General features: G+C 61.8%; 12 protein-coding genes. 4 read left to right on the top strand and 8 right to left on the bottom strand.

Annotated elements, in window-relative coordinates; translation table 11 throughout:
• Positions 1 to 162 precede the first annotated feature (162 nt).
• Both amaA and amaB read right to left on the bottom strand, forming a co-directional pair.
• Entirely contained in the window at positions 163 to 1,446 is a 1,284-nt protein-coding gene (gene amaA / locus ACU688_RS25955) for an L-pipecolate oxidase (protein WP_448186930.1), read from the bottom strand.
• Positions 1,447 to 1,600: 154 nt separating this feature from the next.
• The gene (amaB, locus tag ACU688_RS25950; RefSeq protein ID WP_448186929.1) at positions 1,601 to 3,091 is read right to left on the bottom strand and encodes an L-piperidine-6-carboxylate dehydrogenase; all 1,491 of its coding nucleotides are present in this window, start codon (positions 3,089 to 3,091) and stop codon (positions 1,601 to 1,603) included.
• A gap of 154 nt (positions 3,092 to 3,245) precedes the next feature.
• On the opposite strand from amaB, the gene ACU688_RS25945 reads away from it, so the two are divergent.
• From ACU688_RS25945 to nadE, 3 genes are all read left to right on the top strand, one after another.
• Entirely contained in the window at positions 3,246 to 4,133 is an 888-nt protein-coding gene (locus tag ACU688_RS25945) for a LysR family transcriptional regulator (protein WP_448186928.1), read from the top strand.
• 213 nt (positions 4,134 to 4,346) lie between these two features.
• On the top strand, positions 4,347 to 5,561 hold the full coding sequence (gene pncB, locus ACU688_RS25940) for a nicotinate phosphoribosyltransferase (protein ID WP_017734987.1): 1,215 nt from the start codon (positions 4,347 to 4,349) through the stop codon (positions 5,559 to 5,561).
• Positions 5,562 to 5,564: 3 nt separating this feature from the next.
• Positions 5,565 to 6,392, top strand: coding sequence for an NAD(+) synthase (gene nadE / locus ACU688_RS25935; protein ID WP_448186927.1), 828 nt, complete (start codon positions 5,565 to 5,567; stop codon positions 6,390 to 6,392).
• A gap of 99 nt (positions 6,393 to 6,491) precedes the next feature.
• On the opposite strand, the gene azu is transcribed toward nadE, so the two are convergent.
• The gene (gene azu / locus ACU688_RS25930; RefSeq protein ID WP_017734985.1) at positions 6,492 to 6,938 is read right to left on the bottom strand and encodes an azurin; all 447 of its coding nucleotides are present in this window, start codon (positions 6,936 to 6,938) and stop codon (positions 6,492 to 6,494) included.
• Between the two features lie 333 nt (positions 6,939 to 7,271).
• Here azu and ACU688_RS25925 point away from each other — a divergent pair, with 333 nt between their 5' ends.
• Positions 7,272 to 7,454, top strand: coding sequence for a hypothetical protein (locus tag ACU688_RS25925; protein WP_017734984.1), 183 nt, complete (start codon positions 7,272 to 7,274; stop codon positions 7,452 to 7,454).
• A gap of 34 nt (positions 7,455 to 7,488) precedes the next feature.
• Here ACU688_RS25925 and ACU688_RS25920 read toward each other — a convergent pair whose 3' ends face one another.
• The 5 genes from ACU688_RS25920 to ACU688_RS25900 all read right to left on the bottom strand — a co-directional run bounded on the left by ACU688_RS25920 (position 7,489) and on the right by ACU688_RS25900 (position 15,757).
• Entirely contained in the window at positions 7,489 to 8,379 is an 891-nt protein-coding gene (locus ACU688_RS25920) for a transglutaminase family protein (RefSeq protein ID WP_305432415.1), read from the bottom strand.
• Positions 8,379 to 10,865: a circularly permuted type 2 ATP-grasp protein gene (locus ACU688_RS25915; protein WP_448186926.1), complete on the bottom strand. Its 2,487-nt coding sequence runs from the start codon at positions 10,863 to 10,865 to the stop codon at positions 8,379 to 8,381. The genes ACU688_RS25920 and ACU688_RS25915 overlap by 1 nt, the downstream gene beginning before the upstream one ends.
• Before the next feature lie 152 nt (positions 10,866 to 11,017).
• The gene (locus ACU688_RS25910; RefSeq protein ID WP_448186925.1) at positions 11,018 to 14,308 is read right to left on the bottom strand and encodes a transglutaminase family protein; all 3,291 of its coding nucleotides are present in this window, start codon (positions 14,306 to 14,308) and stop codon (positions 11,018 to 11,020) included.
• Positions 14,309 to 14,474: 166 nt separating this feature from the next.
• Positions 14,475 to 14,981: a hypothetical protein gene (locus tag ACU688_RS25905; RefSeq protein WP_448186924.1), complete on the bottom strand. Its 507-nt coding sequence runs from the start codon at positions 14,979 to 14,981 to the stop codon at positions 14,475 to 14,477.
• A complete protein-coding gene (locus ACU688_RS25900) occupies positions 14,978 to 15,757 on the bottom strand; it encodes an NAD synthetase (protein ID WP_448186923.1) in 780 nt (259 codons plus the stop codon). Before ACU688_RS25900 ends, ACU688_RS25905 begins: the two co-directional genes overlap by 4 nt.
• Positions 15,758 to 15,888: the final 131 nt, after the last annotated feature.

Raw genomic sequence — 15,888 nt, 5'->3', positions numbered from 1 at the left:
GCAGGTCACACCTGCAACCAAGCCTATAAACGACAGTTCCTACAGCTGTAACAGCCTGCGTAACGGAACTGCACATTTACAGTGCGTGACTGCTACGACTTGCACCAATACAGATTAGTAGCCTGCTAAGAAAATGCCGGCTTCTGAGCGGTATTTCGCTGATCAGATCACGATCCGCAGACATTGCCCGGCGTGATACAGCGAGAATCCTGCCTCATACAGGCAGCTGCGCAGGCCCACCCCGGCCAACGGCTGCATCGGTGCGAACGGAATCGGCAACGCCTGGGGATTCTGGTGACACAGATAGTCGGCAAACGCCTTGCCGACCACGCTGCCGGTGGTCACGCCGCGCCCGTTATAGCCCGTCACGGCCACCAGGCCCGGCGCGGGTTCGAACAGGCGCATCAGGTGGTCGGGAGTGAAGGCAATGCAGCCAGTCCAGGTGAACTCCCACTGCACCGATTTGAGGTACGGGAAGTAGTGTTGCTGCACCCGATCGGCCCACGCCTTGAGGAACCACGCCGGTTTCTGGTTCCCATTACCGAGGCTGCCGAGCAACAGGCGACCATCGGCATCACGGCGGATGCTGCTCAAGACTTGGCGCGTGTCCCACGAACCCTGGCCGCCGGGCAGGATTTGCTCGGCGGCGGCATCCGTCAGCGGGGCTGACGCGACCTGATAGTAGTAGCCGGGGAAAAAGTTGCGGCGCAGTTCGGTCCATTCGCCTTCGGTGTAGGCGTTGGAGGCGATCACCACTTGGGCGGCCTGCACCGAACCTTGGGCGGTCTGCACCGACCAATCAGAACCCTGGCGCTCCAACTGGGTGACCGGGGAATGGTCGAACAACTGCCCGCCCAGGCCCACGGCGGCATTCGCCAGACCACTGGTGTAGGCCATCGGGTTCAACGTGCCGGCGCGGCGATCGAGCAAGGCGGCGGCGATTTTCCTGGTTCCGGTCGCCTGCTCGCAAGCCTGGCCGGTGAGCAGTTCCACCGGCGCGCCACGGCGCTTCCATTGTTCTTCACGGCTGCGCAAATCCGCCTCGCCACGGGCGTTGTGCGCCATGTGCAAGGTGCCTTCGCGGCGCAATTGGCAATCGATGTGGTATTTGTCGATCAAGCTGAACACCAGGGACGGCGCCGCGCCCAGCATGCGATTAAGCTGGCTGCCGACCTCGGTGCCGAAACCGGCTTCGATGTCATCCGGCGGGATCCACAGACCGGCATTGACCAACCCAACGTTGCGCCCCGAACCACCGTGGCCGGTGCGATGAGCCTCCAGCACGGCGACGCTTTTGCCCTGTTCCAGCAAGTGAATGGCCGCTGACAAGCCGGTGATGCCGGCGCCAATCACGCACACATCCACCTTGACCTCACCCTTGAGCGCGGCGCGATCCGGCCGGCTGGGGGTAAGGTGTTCCCACAAACATGTTTCGCGTAATGCCATTGCCAGACTCCGATGAGACCCAACAAACCACTTTTCCGAACTGCAAACCCAATCAACTGTGGGAGCTGGCTTGCCTGCGATAGCGGTGGTGACTGATACACCGCTATCGCAGGCAAGCCAGCTCCCACATGGACTGCACTCCGACTTTTAGGGATCAGTCGAAAGTGATGCCCTGGGCCAGCGGCAACTCCAGCGAATAGTTCACGGTATTGGTCTGGCGACGCATGTACCCACGCCACGCATCCGAACCCGACTCACGCCCGCCGCCCGTCTCTTTCTCACCGCCAAACGCGCCGCCGATTTCCGCGCCGCTCGGGCCGATATTGACGTTGGCGATGCCACAATCACTGCCCACCGCCGACATGAACTGCTCGGCCTCACGCACATCAGTGGTGAAGATGCACGACGACAAGCCTTGCGGCACGGCGTTGTTCAGGCGTAGGGCTTCGGCGAAGTCGGTGTAACCGACCACATACAGGATCGGCGCAAAGGTCTCGGTGCAGACCACGTCGCTCTGCTCGGGCATTTCCACGATGGCCGGCGAGACGTAGTAGGCATTCGGGAAGGTGTCTTCCAACTGGCGCTTGCCGCCGAACACCCGGCCGCCTTCGCTCAAGGCTTGCTCCAGGGCGTCCTGCATGTTGTCGAAGCCGTGTTTGTCGATCAGCGGGCCGATCAGGTTGCCTTCCAGCGGGTGGCCGATGCGCACCTTGGAATAGGCGGCCTTGAGGCGGGTGACAATTTCTTCCCTGACCGACTCGTGGGCGATCAGGCGGCGCAAGGTGGTGCAGCGCTGGCCGGCGGTGCCGACGGCGCTGAACAGGATGGCGCGCACGGCCATGTCCAGGTCAGCGCTGGGGCCGAGGATCATCGCGTTGTTGCCGCCCAGTTCGAGGATGCTGCGGGCAAACCGCGCGGCGACTTTCGGCGCCACTTCGCGGCCCATGCGCGTACTGCCGGTGGCACTGATCAGGGCGACACGCGGGTCGTCCACCAGCGCGGCACCGGCGTCGCGGCCGCCGATGATGACTTGGCTGAGGTACGGCGGCGCATCGTTGAAGTTCTTCAGCACGCGTTCGAACAGCGCTTGGCAGGCCAGGGCGGTGAGCGGGGTCTTTTCCGACGGCTTCCAGATCACCGCGTTGCCGCACACCAGGGCCAGGGCGGTGTTCCAGGCCCACACGGCGACCGGGAAGTTGAAGGCGCTGATCACGCCGACCACGCCCAGCGGGTGCCAGGTTTCACGCATATGATGGCCGGGGCGCTCGGAGGCGATGGTCAAGCCGTAGAGCTGGCGGGACAGGCCGACGGCGAAGTCGCAGATGTCGATCATTTCCTGCACTTCGCCCAGGCCTTCCTGGGTGATCTTGCCCGCTTCCCACGACACCAGCTCGCCGAGATCGGCCTTGTATTCGCGCAGCACATCGCCAAATTGGCGCACCAGCTCGCCACGACGCGGCGCCGGCACTTTGCGCCAGGCCTCGAATGCATGCTCGGCGCGACTGACCTGCTGCTCCACCTCGGCGGCACCTTCCCAGTGCACGCTGCCGATACGGCTGCCATCAATCGGCGAATGCACAGGGTTTTTACCCGACTGGTACAGCGCCGGGTTTACCCCCAGACGATCAAGCAATGCGGCAACCATGGGTCACTCCTTCAATCTGCAATCAGAAAATTCGCGCCGCGGCCCGCACGGCGATCCAGAGCTTATTTGTAGCTGGCCCAAGACTTGCCAACAAACGACGATTAGGCGAGATATCATTCCGTTTATTCATGCAAAGCATAAAAAGAGGCACACCGTGCTGAACAAAAGACATTTGCCCTCGATCACCGCGCTGCAGTGTTTCGAAGCCGCCACCCGCCACCTGAGCTTTACCCGCGCCGCCGAGGAGCTGAACCTCACCCAGAGCGCGGTGAGCAAGCAAGTGGCGCAGCTGGAAGAGTTGCTGCAACACCTGTTGTTTCGCCGCGTACGTCGGCGCTTGCAGATGACCCCGGCCGGGGATTTGTACTTGGTAGAAGTGAGAAAAATCCTCACACAAGTGGAGATGTCCACCCACTACCTGCGCTCCTACGGCGGCGAGACCGAAGTGCTGCGCGTCTCCACGCCCTACACCTTCGGCGCCCGCTGGCTGGTGCCGCGCCTCAAGGGCTGGCGCTTGCGTCACCCGCACATCCACCTGGACCTGTGCAACGAACAGGAGCCGGATGAGTTGCTGCAAGGCAAGGCCGACATGGCCTTCTACTTCGGCCAGGGTTCGCGCCCCGGCACCGAGAGCCTGAAGCTGTTCAGCGAGGAGCTGGTGCCGGTGTGCGCACCGGAGAGCCTGCCTGCGCAGCCCTTCACTGACCCAACGCAACTGAGCGAACTGGTGCTGCTGCAAAATGCCTCGCGCCCGCAGGGCTGGCATGACTGGTTCGCCAGCCAGGGTTACCAGACCGAGCACAGCTACCACGGGCCGCGGTTCGATACGTTCTATATGTGTATTCGGGCGGCGCAGGTGGGTTGTGGTGTGGCGTTGTTGCCGCGCTTTTTGGTGGAAGAGGAGTTGGCGGACGGCAAGCTGGTGATTCCTTGGCAGCATGCGATGCCGAGCCAGGATGCGTATTACCTGGCGTACCCGGAGCATTCGGCGGAGGTGCCGAAGGTAAGGGAGTTTGTGAAGTGGATGATGGAGCAGGTCTAGATTTTTTGGCCGCACTGGCCCCATCGCAGGCAAGCCAGCTCCCCCAGGTTGGAATGCATTTCAAATGTGGGAGCTGGCTTGCCTGCGATGGGGCCAGTGGCCATTCCAAAAAAATCACTGGCAAAACCCCACAGGTCTATGCGCCACTAGCCCCCTTCCTTAATTGTGCGTAAAGGCCGGCGCCCATCGCCGACCCGTCTGGAGATTCCCGTTATGAGCGAGAGTGTGTTTGCCGATCGCATCGTGCAGAACCTGCTCGACACCGACTTCTACAAGCTGACCATGATGCAGGCGGTGCTGCACAACTACCCGAACGTGGAAGTTGAATGGGAGTTTCGTTGCCGTAACAGTGAAGACCTGCGCCCGTACCTGGCGGAAATCCGCTACCAGATCGAACGCCTCGCCGAGCTGAGCCTCAGCCCGGACCAATTGGGCTTCCTGGAACGCATCAGCTTTATGAAGCCGGACTTTTTGCGCTTCCTCGGGCTGTTCCGCTTCAACCTGCGCTATGTGCAGACCGGTATCGAGAACGGCGAGTTGTTCATCCGCCTGCGCGGGCCGTGGCTGCATGTGATCCTGTTTGAAGTGCCGATGCTGGCGATCGTCAGCGAAGTGCGTAACCGCTACCGCTACCAGACCGTGATTCTGGAGCAGGCCCGCGAGCAGCTGTACCGCAAGTTCGACTGGCTCACCGCCAACGCCAGCAGCGAAGAGCTGTCCGAGCTGCAAGTGGCCGACTTCGGTACACGCCGACGCTTTTCGTACCGGGTACAGGAAGAAGTGGTCAGCGTCCTCAAGCATGACTTCCCAGGGCGCTTCGTCGGCACCAGTAACGTGCACCTGGCCCGCGAGCTGGACATGAAACCCCTGGGCACCATGGCCCACGAGTGGATCATGGCCCACCAGCAACTCGGCCCACGCCTGATCGACAGCCAGATCGCCGCCCTTGATTGCTGGGTCCGCGAATACCGTGGCCTGCTGGGCATCGCCCTGACCGATTGCATCACCACCGATGCGTTCCTCGGCGATTTCGATTTGTACTTTGCCAAGCTGTTCGACGGCCTGCGCCACGACTCCGGCGACCCGGTGCAGTGGGCCGAAAAAGCCATCGCCCACTACCACAAGCTCGGCATCGAGCCGATGAGCAAGACCCTGGTGTTCTCCGACAGCCTGTCGCTGCCCAAGGCCCTGGAAATCTTCCGCGCACTGCGCGGGCGGATCAATGTGAGCTTTGGCATCGGCACCAACCTGACCTGCGATATTCCAGGTGTGGAACCGATGAGCATCGTGCTTAAAATGACCGCCTGCAATGGCCAGCCCGTGGCGAAGATCTCCGATGAAGCGGGCAAGACCCACTGCACCGATCCGAATTTCGTCGCCTATTTGCGTCATGTGTTCAAAGTACCTGCCATCTCTAGCAAGGAGTGAATCATGCAAGCCGTACAGCGTGAGATAGCTGAAAAACTCAAGGTCCAAGCGCCGTTCACCGACCAGGCCGCCCTTGAGGCCGAGGTTGCCCGCCGCGTGGCGTTTATCCAGGATTGCCTGCGCAATTCCGGGCTCAAGACGTTGGTGCTGGGCATCAGCGGCGGTGTCGATTCCCTGACTGCCGGCCTGTTGGCCCAGCGCGCGATGAAAGAACTGCGCGAAAACAGCGGCGATGAGGCCTACCGTTTTATCGCGGTGCGCCTGCCGTACGAAACCCAGTTCGACGAAATAGATGCCACGGCCTCGGTGGACTTTATCGAGCCCGACGAGCGCCATACCGTGAACATCGGCCCCGCGGTGAAAGCCCTGGCCAATGAAGTGGCGGCGTTTGAAGGCAAGGCGGCGGTGTCCCGTGATTTCGTGCTGGGCAACACCAAGGCGCGCATGCGCATGGTGGCGCAGTACACCATCGCCGGCGCGGCCAGCGGTTTGGTGATCGGTACGGACCATGCGGCGGAAGCGGTGATGGGCTTTTTCACCAAGTTCGGCGATGGCGCGTGTGATCTGGCGCCGTTGAGCGGGCTGGTGAAAAACCAGGTACGGGCGATTGCACGGCACTTCGGCGCGCCGGAATCATTGGTGGAGAAAGTGCCGACGGCGGACCTGGAAGACTTGTCGCCGGGCAAGCCGGATGAAGCGTCACATGGCGTGACCTATGCCGAGATCGATGCGTTCCTGCACGGTGAGCCGGTGCGTGAGGAAGCGTTCAGGATTATCTGCGAGACCTACCGTAAGACTGAGCATAAGCGGGTCATGCCGTTCGCGCCGTGAGGTAGATCGCTATCGCGGGCAAGCCCGCTCCCACAGTTTGATATGTGAATACATTCAAGTGTGGGAGCTGGCTTGCCTGCGATGAACGAAAACGCGGTCTTACTTGACGGTCACAGTGCCTTTCATCATCGACACATGGCCCGGGAACGAGCAGAAGAACATGTAGTCGGTGCCGGCAGCCAGTTTCGCCACATCGAAGGTCACCGAATCTTTCTCGCCAGCACCGATGATCTTGGTGTGGGCGATGATGCGTGCGTCGCCTTCTTTCAGGTAGTTCTTGTCGATACCAGCAGCCATGCCGTCGGTGGCAACCGGCTGCATGTCAGCGGCGCTGGTCAGCACCCAGTTGTGGCCCATGACGTTTTTCGGCAGGTTGCCGGAGTGCGTCAGCTCGACGGTGAAGGTCTTGCAGCTCTTGTCGATTTCAATGGCTTTGGTGTTGAAGGACATTTGGTCAGTGGAGTCGACAGTGACCTTGCACTCTGCAGCAAGCAACTGGCCGCTAGCCAGAGTCAGCAGGGAAACAGCAACGAGTTTGGCGAACATGTGAATCTCCAAGGCAGGGTTTAGAAAACGCGGATTGCGGCAAGGGTGCCTCAAGCAGGCAAAAATTCTTATGATCTGAATCAACAGATTGTATACAACTTTAGGCTATCAGACTTATCAACACAATCTAACAGCCAAAGTCGTACGACCTTTCTATGATCGGCTCACCCCCCACTGGAGTCCGCGCCATGCACCTCAACCAACTGATCAACGGCCTGCTGGCCGCTTACGCCTGCGGTAAGTGAGGGCCAAGCGCGCTGCTAAGCTGCTACCATAGCCGCCCAAGGCAGCTGCGCGCCGCCCACCCTCACCTTCGACCCTAGAGGATCGCCCATGGCCAAACCTAATTACTCCTTCGCCAAACGTCAGAGAGACTTGGCCAAGGAGCAGAAGAAAGAGGAAAAACTGCAACGCAAGAAAGCCGCTGCGGATGAAGAAGCGGGTGCACTGAACCCCGAAGCAGAAGGCGACGTGGCAGCTGACGAGACTGAAACACCGAAAGATCCAGCTGAATAATTGATCGTTCCCACGCAGAGCGTGGGAACGTTCCCTACTCTAAAGGCATCACCGTCACCCGCACCTCCGGGTCATGGCTCCCTCCCCCCAGAATCACCCCCCGCAACGGCGACACATCGGAGAAATCCCGGCCCCAGGCCAGGGTGATGTGCTCCAGTGCCGGCTGCACATTGTTGGTCGGATCAAAATCCACCCAGCCCGACACCGGGCAATACACCGAGACCCACGCATGGGACGCATCGGCGCCGATCAGCCGTGGCTGGCCGGGCGGTGGCTGGGTCAGCAGGTAGCCGCTGATGTAACGCGCCGCCAGACCGCGCGAGCGCAGGCAGGCGAGCATCAGGTGGGCGAAGTCCTGGCACACGCCACGACGGCGCTCCAGCACTTCTACCAGCGGCGTGGCGACCTGGGTGGCTTCGGCATCGAAGGTGAATTCGCTGAAGATTTTCTGCATCAGCGCCTGCACGCCGAGCAACAACGGGCGAGCCGGCGGGAAGCAGCTTTCGGAGAACTCGACGAAGTTTTTCTTCAGGTGCACGTAGGGCGATTCAAAGCGATAACGGATCGCCTCGATCAGCTCCACGGACAGCGGCTGGCTGCTGTAGGTCAGGCTGTCACGGGTCTGGTCCCAGGCCGGCGACTGCTGGAAATCCAGCACCGGCCGCGCCAGCACTTCCACGGTCAGCCCGGCGTTCACCAACAGCTCATCATGGGGCCGTTCAAACGCCAACCGCGTGATCGGGTTGCCAAACACATCCAGCTCATCGCGCCGCGACGTCGGCTCGGGGCTGATATCCAGCTGCTGCGCACTGCAACGCTGCCAGGCGCACGGCCGTGGCCACAGGTGCGCCAACTGCTGGGCCAGGGACACCGGGCTGTCGTAGTGGTAATGGGTATCGTGGAAAATCTGGTAGCGCGCACTCATCACAACGACACCGTTTGCTGGCTGACATCATCCACATGGGCAAAATGGCGCAACGCGAGGCGATCCGACACTTGCCCACTCTCATCGGCCACCGCTTGCAGCAGGTCGGCCAGGCCGTCCAAGGCGGCGCGCACACTGGACTCGCCAAACAACGAATTCTCCAGGCAGCCCAGGTCGAAGTGCGCCAGGCGCTCCACCAACGGGCCAAGGCCGGTTTCCCGGGGCACGCCAAAATCATCATTCAAGCGACGCAGGGTGCGGCTCACCAGTTTCAACTGGAACAGCACCGCGTGGGGGTTCTGCTCGTCCAGCAGCAACAGGTCGAGCACCGGGATCAGCTGCGGCACCGCCAGGTAACGCGAGCGATAGGTGATGCTGCTGTTGCCCAGTTCCAGCAACCACTCCAGCCCGGCCTGATCGAACACCGCCACGCCACGCAGGAATGCGGCGAGGCTGCTGCTGAGAAATTGCAGACGCTCGATGCGCCGGCCCATCATCAAGAAGCGCCAGCCTTCGTCGCGGGTCATGTCGTCCAGGGCAAACCCGGACAGCGCCGCGAGCGACATCACCAGACGGTTGAGAAAATCCAGTAGCTCGCCAAAGTCCGGCGCGTCGCTTTCCAGCTCCACGGCTTCGCGTTGCAACTCCACCAGCGCCTGCCAGTTCTCCCGGGACAACTTGCCGCGCACCTGGGACGCCGCCCACTGCAAACGCTGCAAGTTGGCGCGCAGGCTCGACGGCCAGTCGTCACCGAGCATGGCGCCCAGCAGACGCTCAGGTAATTCGCCCTCCTCCGGCAGCAGGCGCAGGCTCTCGCCCAGCTCTACTGCCGCTTGCAAGGCCTGGGGATCGTCGCCGTCCACATAACGCGCCAGCACGATGCGCAGCCAGCGCGCGCTGTCATCACAGCGCTCGCAGTAGCGGCCAAACCAGAACAGGTTTTCCACCACGCGGGACGGCAGATACGGGTCGCGGCGCACCAGGTCATGGGCGCCGATGGTGCGTTGCGCGCGCCACTGCTCGCCGCCGGGCGCGCGTTCGCCAAGCACCCAGGTGTCCTTGCTCGCGCCACCGCGTTGCATCGACACCACTTCGGCGTCGGCTTCGGCGGCCACCCGGGTGAGGCCGCCGGGCAGCACGCGGTAGCCTTCATCGCTGGCCACGGCGTAGACGCGCATGCCGATGGCGCGGTGTTGCAGGTGGTCATCCACGGTGTGCCACACCGGCGCCTGGGACAGCTGCGCCAGTTCCTGGGCGACATAGGCGTAAGGCCGCGCGCGCATGCGTGCAGCCAGGGCCTCGCGTTGCTCATCATCCAGGTCGCGACCGAACACTGGGGTAAAACTCTGCGACGGGAACGCCGGCTTGATCAGCAGCTCGGGCAATTTTTCCAAGGCTTCGGCCAGTACCGGCGCTTCACCGCACCACCAGGTGGCGATGGACGGCAGGATCAATTCTTCGCCAAACAGGAACTCGTTGATCTTCGGCAAAAAGCCGAGCAGCCCCGGCGACTCCAACACGCCGCTGCCCAAGGCATTGGCCACCAGCACATTGCCTTGGCGCACGGCATCGAGCAGGCCGGGCACGCCGAGGGCCGAGTCGGTGCGCAACTCCAGCGGGTCGCAGAAATCATCGTCGAGGCGCCGCATGATCGCGTGCACCCGGCGCAGGCCGCTGAGAGTCTTGAGGAACACCGTGCTGTCGCGCACGGTGAGGTCGCCACCTTCCACCAGCGGGTAGCCGAGCTGACGCGCGAGGTAGAGGTGTTCGAAATAGCTTTCGTTGAAACGCCCCGGCGTGAGCAGCACGATCAGCGGCGGCTGGTCATCGCCCGGCGCCTGGCGGGCCAGGGTTTCTTGCAAGGTGCGGAAGAAGCCGGTGAGGTGCTGCACCTGCAAGTCGCGGTACAGGTCCGGGAAGGCACGGGACACGATGGTGCGGTTTTCCAACGCATAACCGGCGCCGGACGGCGCCTGGGTGCGGTCGGCGGTGACCCACCAGCGACCGTCCGGCGTGCGCGCCAGGTCCACGGCGTACAGGTGCAGAAAGGCCCCGTCCGGCGGCTGGATGCCCTGGCATGGCCACAGGAAATTGTTGTGTCCGAACACCAGTTCGGCGGGCAGCAGACCTTCCTTGATCAAGCGCTGCGGGCCATACAGGTCGGCCAGCACCGCATTGAGCAGGCGCGCGCGTTGGGCGATCCCTGCCGACAGGTGCTGCCACTCTTCGGCGGCCAGTACGTGGGGCAACAGGTCCAACTCCCAAGGGCGATCGGCGCCCTTGGGGTCGGCGTAGACGTTGTAGGTCACGCCGTTTTCCTGGATCTGCCGGGTCAGCAACGCCTGGCGCTGGGCCAACTGCGCGGGGGTGCTGCGTTGCAGGTGGTCGAGCAGGCGCTGCCAATGGGCACGCACCGCGCCACTGTCGTCCAGCAGTTCGTGATAAGTGCCCGCGGTCAGCGGGTAACGGTCGAGCAAGTCGGACATGGAACGCTCGGCAGAGGTAAGGAGGGGTGTCAAAGTCACCACAGTCTAATGTGGGAGCTGGCTTGCCTGCGATAGCAGTGGGTCAGTCACCAGAAATATCGACTGGTACACCGTTATCGCAGGCAAGCCAGCTCCCACATTTTGAACTGTGTTTAGTCATTTTTATGCGGGAAACGCCGTAGATCGAGGGTCATTGGCAACTCATCATTGATCACCAGGGACGGCACTGGAAGCTTCCCAGGGCTATGCCCCAACCGGAAAAACCGCGCCATCCGCCGACTCTCCGCCTCATTGGCATTCACCGGCAAGCTGTCGTAATTGCGCCCGCCCGGATGCGCAACGTGGTACTGGCAACCGCCCAGCGAGCGTTGCATCCAGGTATCCAGCAAGTCGAACACCAACGGCGCATGCACCGGGATGGTCGGTTGCAGGCAGTTGGCCGGTTGCCAGGCGCGGTAACGCACGCCGGCAACAAATTCGCCGACGCGGCCGGTGGCTTGCAGTGGCAGTGGAATGCCGTTGCAGGTCAGCAGGTAGCGTTGCGGCGGCAGGCCGGTCAGCTTGACTTGCAGGCGTTCCAGCGACGAATCCACATAACGCACCGTCCCGCCCACTGCGCCCTCTTCGCCCAGCACGTGCCAGGGTTCGAGGGCCTGTCGCAGTTCCAATTCGATGCCGCTGACGGCGTAGTCGCCGACCTTGGGAAAGCGGAACTCCAGGTGGGCGGCAAACCATTCGGCGCGCAGCGGGTAGCCGGCGGCGTTGAGTTCGACGATCACGTCGGCAAAGTCCTGCTCGATAAAGTGCGGTAGCAGGAAACGGTCGTGCAACTCAGTGCCCCAACGCGCCAGTTTCGGCGGCGCATAGGGCTCACGCCAAAAGCGTGCGACCAGGGCGCGCAGCAGCAGTTGTTGGGTCAGGCTCATGCGCGCATGGGGTGGCATCTCAAACGCCCGTAGCTCCAGCAGGCCCAGGCGACCGGTGGCGCCGTCCGGCGAGTAAAGCTTGTCGATGCAGAATTCGGCGCGGTGGGTGTTGCCCGTCACATCGATCAACAGGTTGCGCAGCAAGCGGTCCACCAACCATGGCGGGCATTCTTCACCCGGCGCGGGCATTTGCGCGAAAGCAATTTCCAGCTCGTACAAGGCGTCGTTGCGCGCTTCATCCACGCGCGGCGCCTGGGACGTCGGGCCGATAAACAGCCCGGAAAACAGGTAAGACAAGGACGGATGGTTATGCCAATAGCTGATCAGGCTGCGCAGCAGATCCGGCCGGCGCAGGAACGGTGAGTCTTTGGGCGTCGCGCCGCCGAGGACAAAATGGTTGCCGCCACCGGTGCCGGTGTGGCGCCCGTCGATCATGAACTTTTCCGTGGTCAGGCGGGTTTGCCGCGCCTCTTCGTAGAGGAATTCGGTGCGCTCCACCAGCTCGTCCCAACTGGCGGACGGCTGCACGTTGACCTCGATCACACCCGGGTCTGGCGTCACGCGGAAGTTGCTCAGACGGGTATCGGCGGGCGGCTCGTAGCCTTCCAGCAACACCGGGCAATGCAACTCTTCGGCGGTGGCCTCGATGGCGGCGACCAGCTCCAGGTAATCCTCGACGCGCTCCAGCGGCGGCATGAACAGGTAGAGGCGCCCTTCCCGCGCTTCGGCGCACAGCGCGGTGCGGGTCAGCCAGTCAGCGGATTTGTCCACCTCTGGCGTACGCTCATCGCTCGGCGCGGGTTCGCCGTGGCTGCTCAACTGGGCGGTGCTGGGCAGCGCCGGTTGATCCTGGTTCGGGTCCGTCGGGTGCACAAACGGATACTCCGCCGCCGTCACCCATGGCTGCGACGCCAATGGCAGGCGATAGCCGAGGGGCGAATCCCCTGGCACCAGGCGGCAGTGGTTATCGCGCAGGTACCAGCGCCCGCTCTGCCAGCGGTCGTTGGCGGCCGTGCGCGCCAGCGGCAGCACTTGGCCGATGACTTTCTCAAGGCCCTGGCTGAATACTTTGCGCAAGCGCTCGCGCTCCAGGTCGTCACTCAGGCGCGGGTCCTGGGCCGTGACGTTTTGCGGCAGCGCGCCTTCGCGCCACAGGTAGTAGAAGTTATCTTCAAAGGCCGGGAAGACAAAGCGGGCCGGCAGTTTCAGGCGCTCGGCGACGCTAGCGAGGAAGCGCCCGGCCATTGCGCCGTCTGCGCCGTAATCCTCTTGCTCGTCGGCAATCAGCGCGCTGTTGTGCCAGATCGGCACGCCATCGCGGCGCCAATAGCAGTTGAGCGACCAACGCGGCAGTTGCTCGCCGGGGTACCACTTGCCCTGGCCAAAGTGCACCAGGCCCTTGGGCGCGTAGTGCTTGCGCATGCGCTGGAACAACTCGGCAGACAGGCGTCGCTTGTCCGGGCCCAGCGCGGCGGTGTTCCACTCGGCGCCGTCGGGGTCGTCGATGGAGACGAAGGTCGGCTCGCCGCCCATGGTCAGGCGCACATCGTCCTTGAGCAGGTCGCCATCGATCTGCCGGCCGAGGGCCTGGATCGCCAGCCATTGCTCTTCGGTGTAGGGCTTGGTGACGCGCGGCGCTTCCCAAATCCGCTCAACCGACATCTCGTGGGTGAATTCGCACTCGCACGGTTCAACCAACCCACTGATCGGCGCCGCAGACGATGGGTCGGGACTACAGGCCAACGGGATATGGCCTTCACCGGCAAACAGGCCGGAGGTGGCATCCAGGCCGATCCAGCCGGCGCCGGACAAATACACTTCGCACCAGGCGTGCAGGTCGGTGAAGTCCACTTCGGTGCCGGACGGGCCGTCGAGGGCTTTGACGTCGGCGGTGAGCTGGATCAGGTAGCCAGACACAAATCGCGCCGCCAACCCCAGGTTGCGCAGGATCTGCACCAGCAACCACGCCGAATCGCGGCAGGAGCCTGAGGCGTTTTCCAGGGTGAATTCCGGCGTTTGCACGCCCGGTTCCATGCGGATCAGGTAGCCGATGTCGGCGGCCAGGCGCTGGTTGAGTCCCACCAGGAAGTCCACGGCAGGCAATGGGGTGCGGTCGATACCGGCCAGGTAAGCGGCGAATTTCGGCGTCAGCGGCAAGGTTTCCAGGTACGGCGCCAGCTCGCGTTGCTCATCGGCGGCGTAGCTGAAAGGGATTCTTTCGGCGTAGGGTTCGAGGAAAAAGTCGAACGGATTGAACACCGCCATCTCGGCGACCAGATCGACTTCGATACGCAGCTCGTCAGTCTTTTCCGGGAACACCAGGCGCGCCAGGTAATTGCCTTGGGGATCCTGCTGCCAATTGATGAAATGCTGCTCGGGCAGCACTTTCAGCGCGTAGGACAAGATCCGCGTGCGGCTATGGGCCGCTGGGCGCAAACGCACGATCTGCGGGCCGAGTTCAACAGCGCGGTCGTAGCGGTAATGCGTAACGTGGTGCAACGCGACATGAATCGACACGGCGGCCTCCTGCGAGCCAGGGCATGGGGTTGACGCGCGCAAGACTTATGCCAGCGCGGCAGTCATTGCGCTTTGTCGTAGGACCCGATGCAGTACAGCACCAAAACGGCGCCAACGTAGGTGCCCTGGTGCAACAGTTGCACATATTTGTGGCGGGCGTGGGGGATTACCTTGGTTTCTTTATTCTGATGATGGCGCGTTCGTGTTTGCGGCGTTTCTTGATGGCCACCCCGATCTGGCGGCGCATATGGCGAAGTTCTACGCACTTGGCACGCATTTCCTGGTGGCGTTTGCTACGTAGTAGTGCCAACCCGATCAGAGGCCACACTACACTTTCTGCAGAAATAAAAGAGGGCGGTGAAAACCGTAAAGCTGGTAAAGCGAACAATAAGCAGGCGATGAAAAGACCATACATGCCCCAGACCCACTTCGGCCTCCCGTAGGCAATCATGACATTGCAGAGGGTAATAAAGAGAGCCAACATTACACAGGCATCCTCAGCAGCAGATTCCGATAAAGCCCAGGGAGCTGCACGCGGGTAGTAGTGCTCCAACAGTGCGACAACTGCCGTCCCCCCCAAAAGGCTCATAAAGATTGCCCCGATAAAGACCGGAAAGTAGCGTAAAAGAAAAGGTTTTCTCGGTATGAGATATCTGGTTCTGAGTAATCTCATTCTGAAATCTCCTCATACAACCCAATCGCTAGGATCCGCATATTCCCCGACCTTACACTGCCAGCAATACCCGTTCCGGCGCCAAGGGCATCGAGCATCTGCATCATGGTCCCATTCCTTACGTCGGCCGACGTGAAGCGTTTGGGTATCTCACCAGCCATCTGCTTGAGCTTAAGCATTCTTCGGGTCATGTCTGGATGGTTGATACTTAACATTTCCTTGGTGAGCCTGACCCGCTCTTGTCGATTCAAACCTTTGAGCACTTGGTGAGTATTTCTCCCTGTTACCTTTTTTAGTGTATTAACCATTCGAATCGTAGACATTGCCGTGTTACCGACACCCAACAATGACGCCGCGTCTAGCCCAAGCGTCATGGCTTGATACCACTCTTCTCGGTCCAGTTCGTCATTCAGTGCAGGGTCTACAGACTCATTTCGCGTCCGTCGAATGCCCATAGCGCACTGGAGCGTACTGGCCGTCGCCCCCACCACGCTAATCGCCGCCGCGACGCCTGTAGCCCCAAAAGTAAATGGGCTCAGCACGGAACCACCTGCGATCAGTAACCAACTAATCAAAGCCGACGTACACGCAAACCCCGCATTAACCGCCTCAAACGTCACATCCGCCTCTAGCGGCTCATTCGCCAACCGCCTTGCAAACTCCACCCGCCCGACATAACTCGGCGCCTCCCGCAAAATCACTTTCTTCGGCGCGACGCTGCAAATCGGCTGAAACTCGCGCAACACAATCACCCGCAACTGCGCATCGAGGTACACCACACTGAACTGGCCTAATGAATTTGGACACATCAATAGGGCGCTATGATGGCGCCCAAACCTGAGGTGTGCAGATGATGCGAAAGTCCTATTCCAGCGAGTTCAAGCTCAATGCCGCAAGCATGGTGCTT

This window comes from Pseudomonas acericola (SeqCode) (assembly GCF_053456465.1).
The sequence above is the reverse complement of the archived record's forward strand: the minus strand, read 5'-3'. Positions and strand labels throughout refer to the sequence as shown.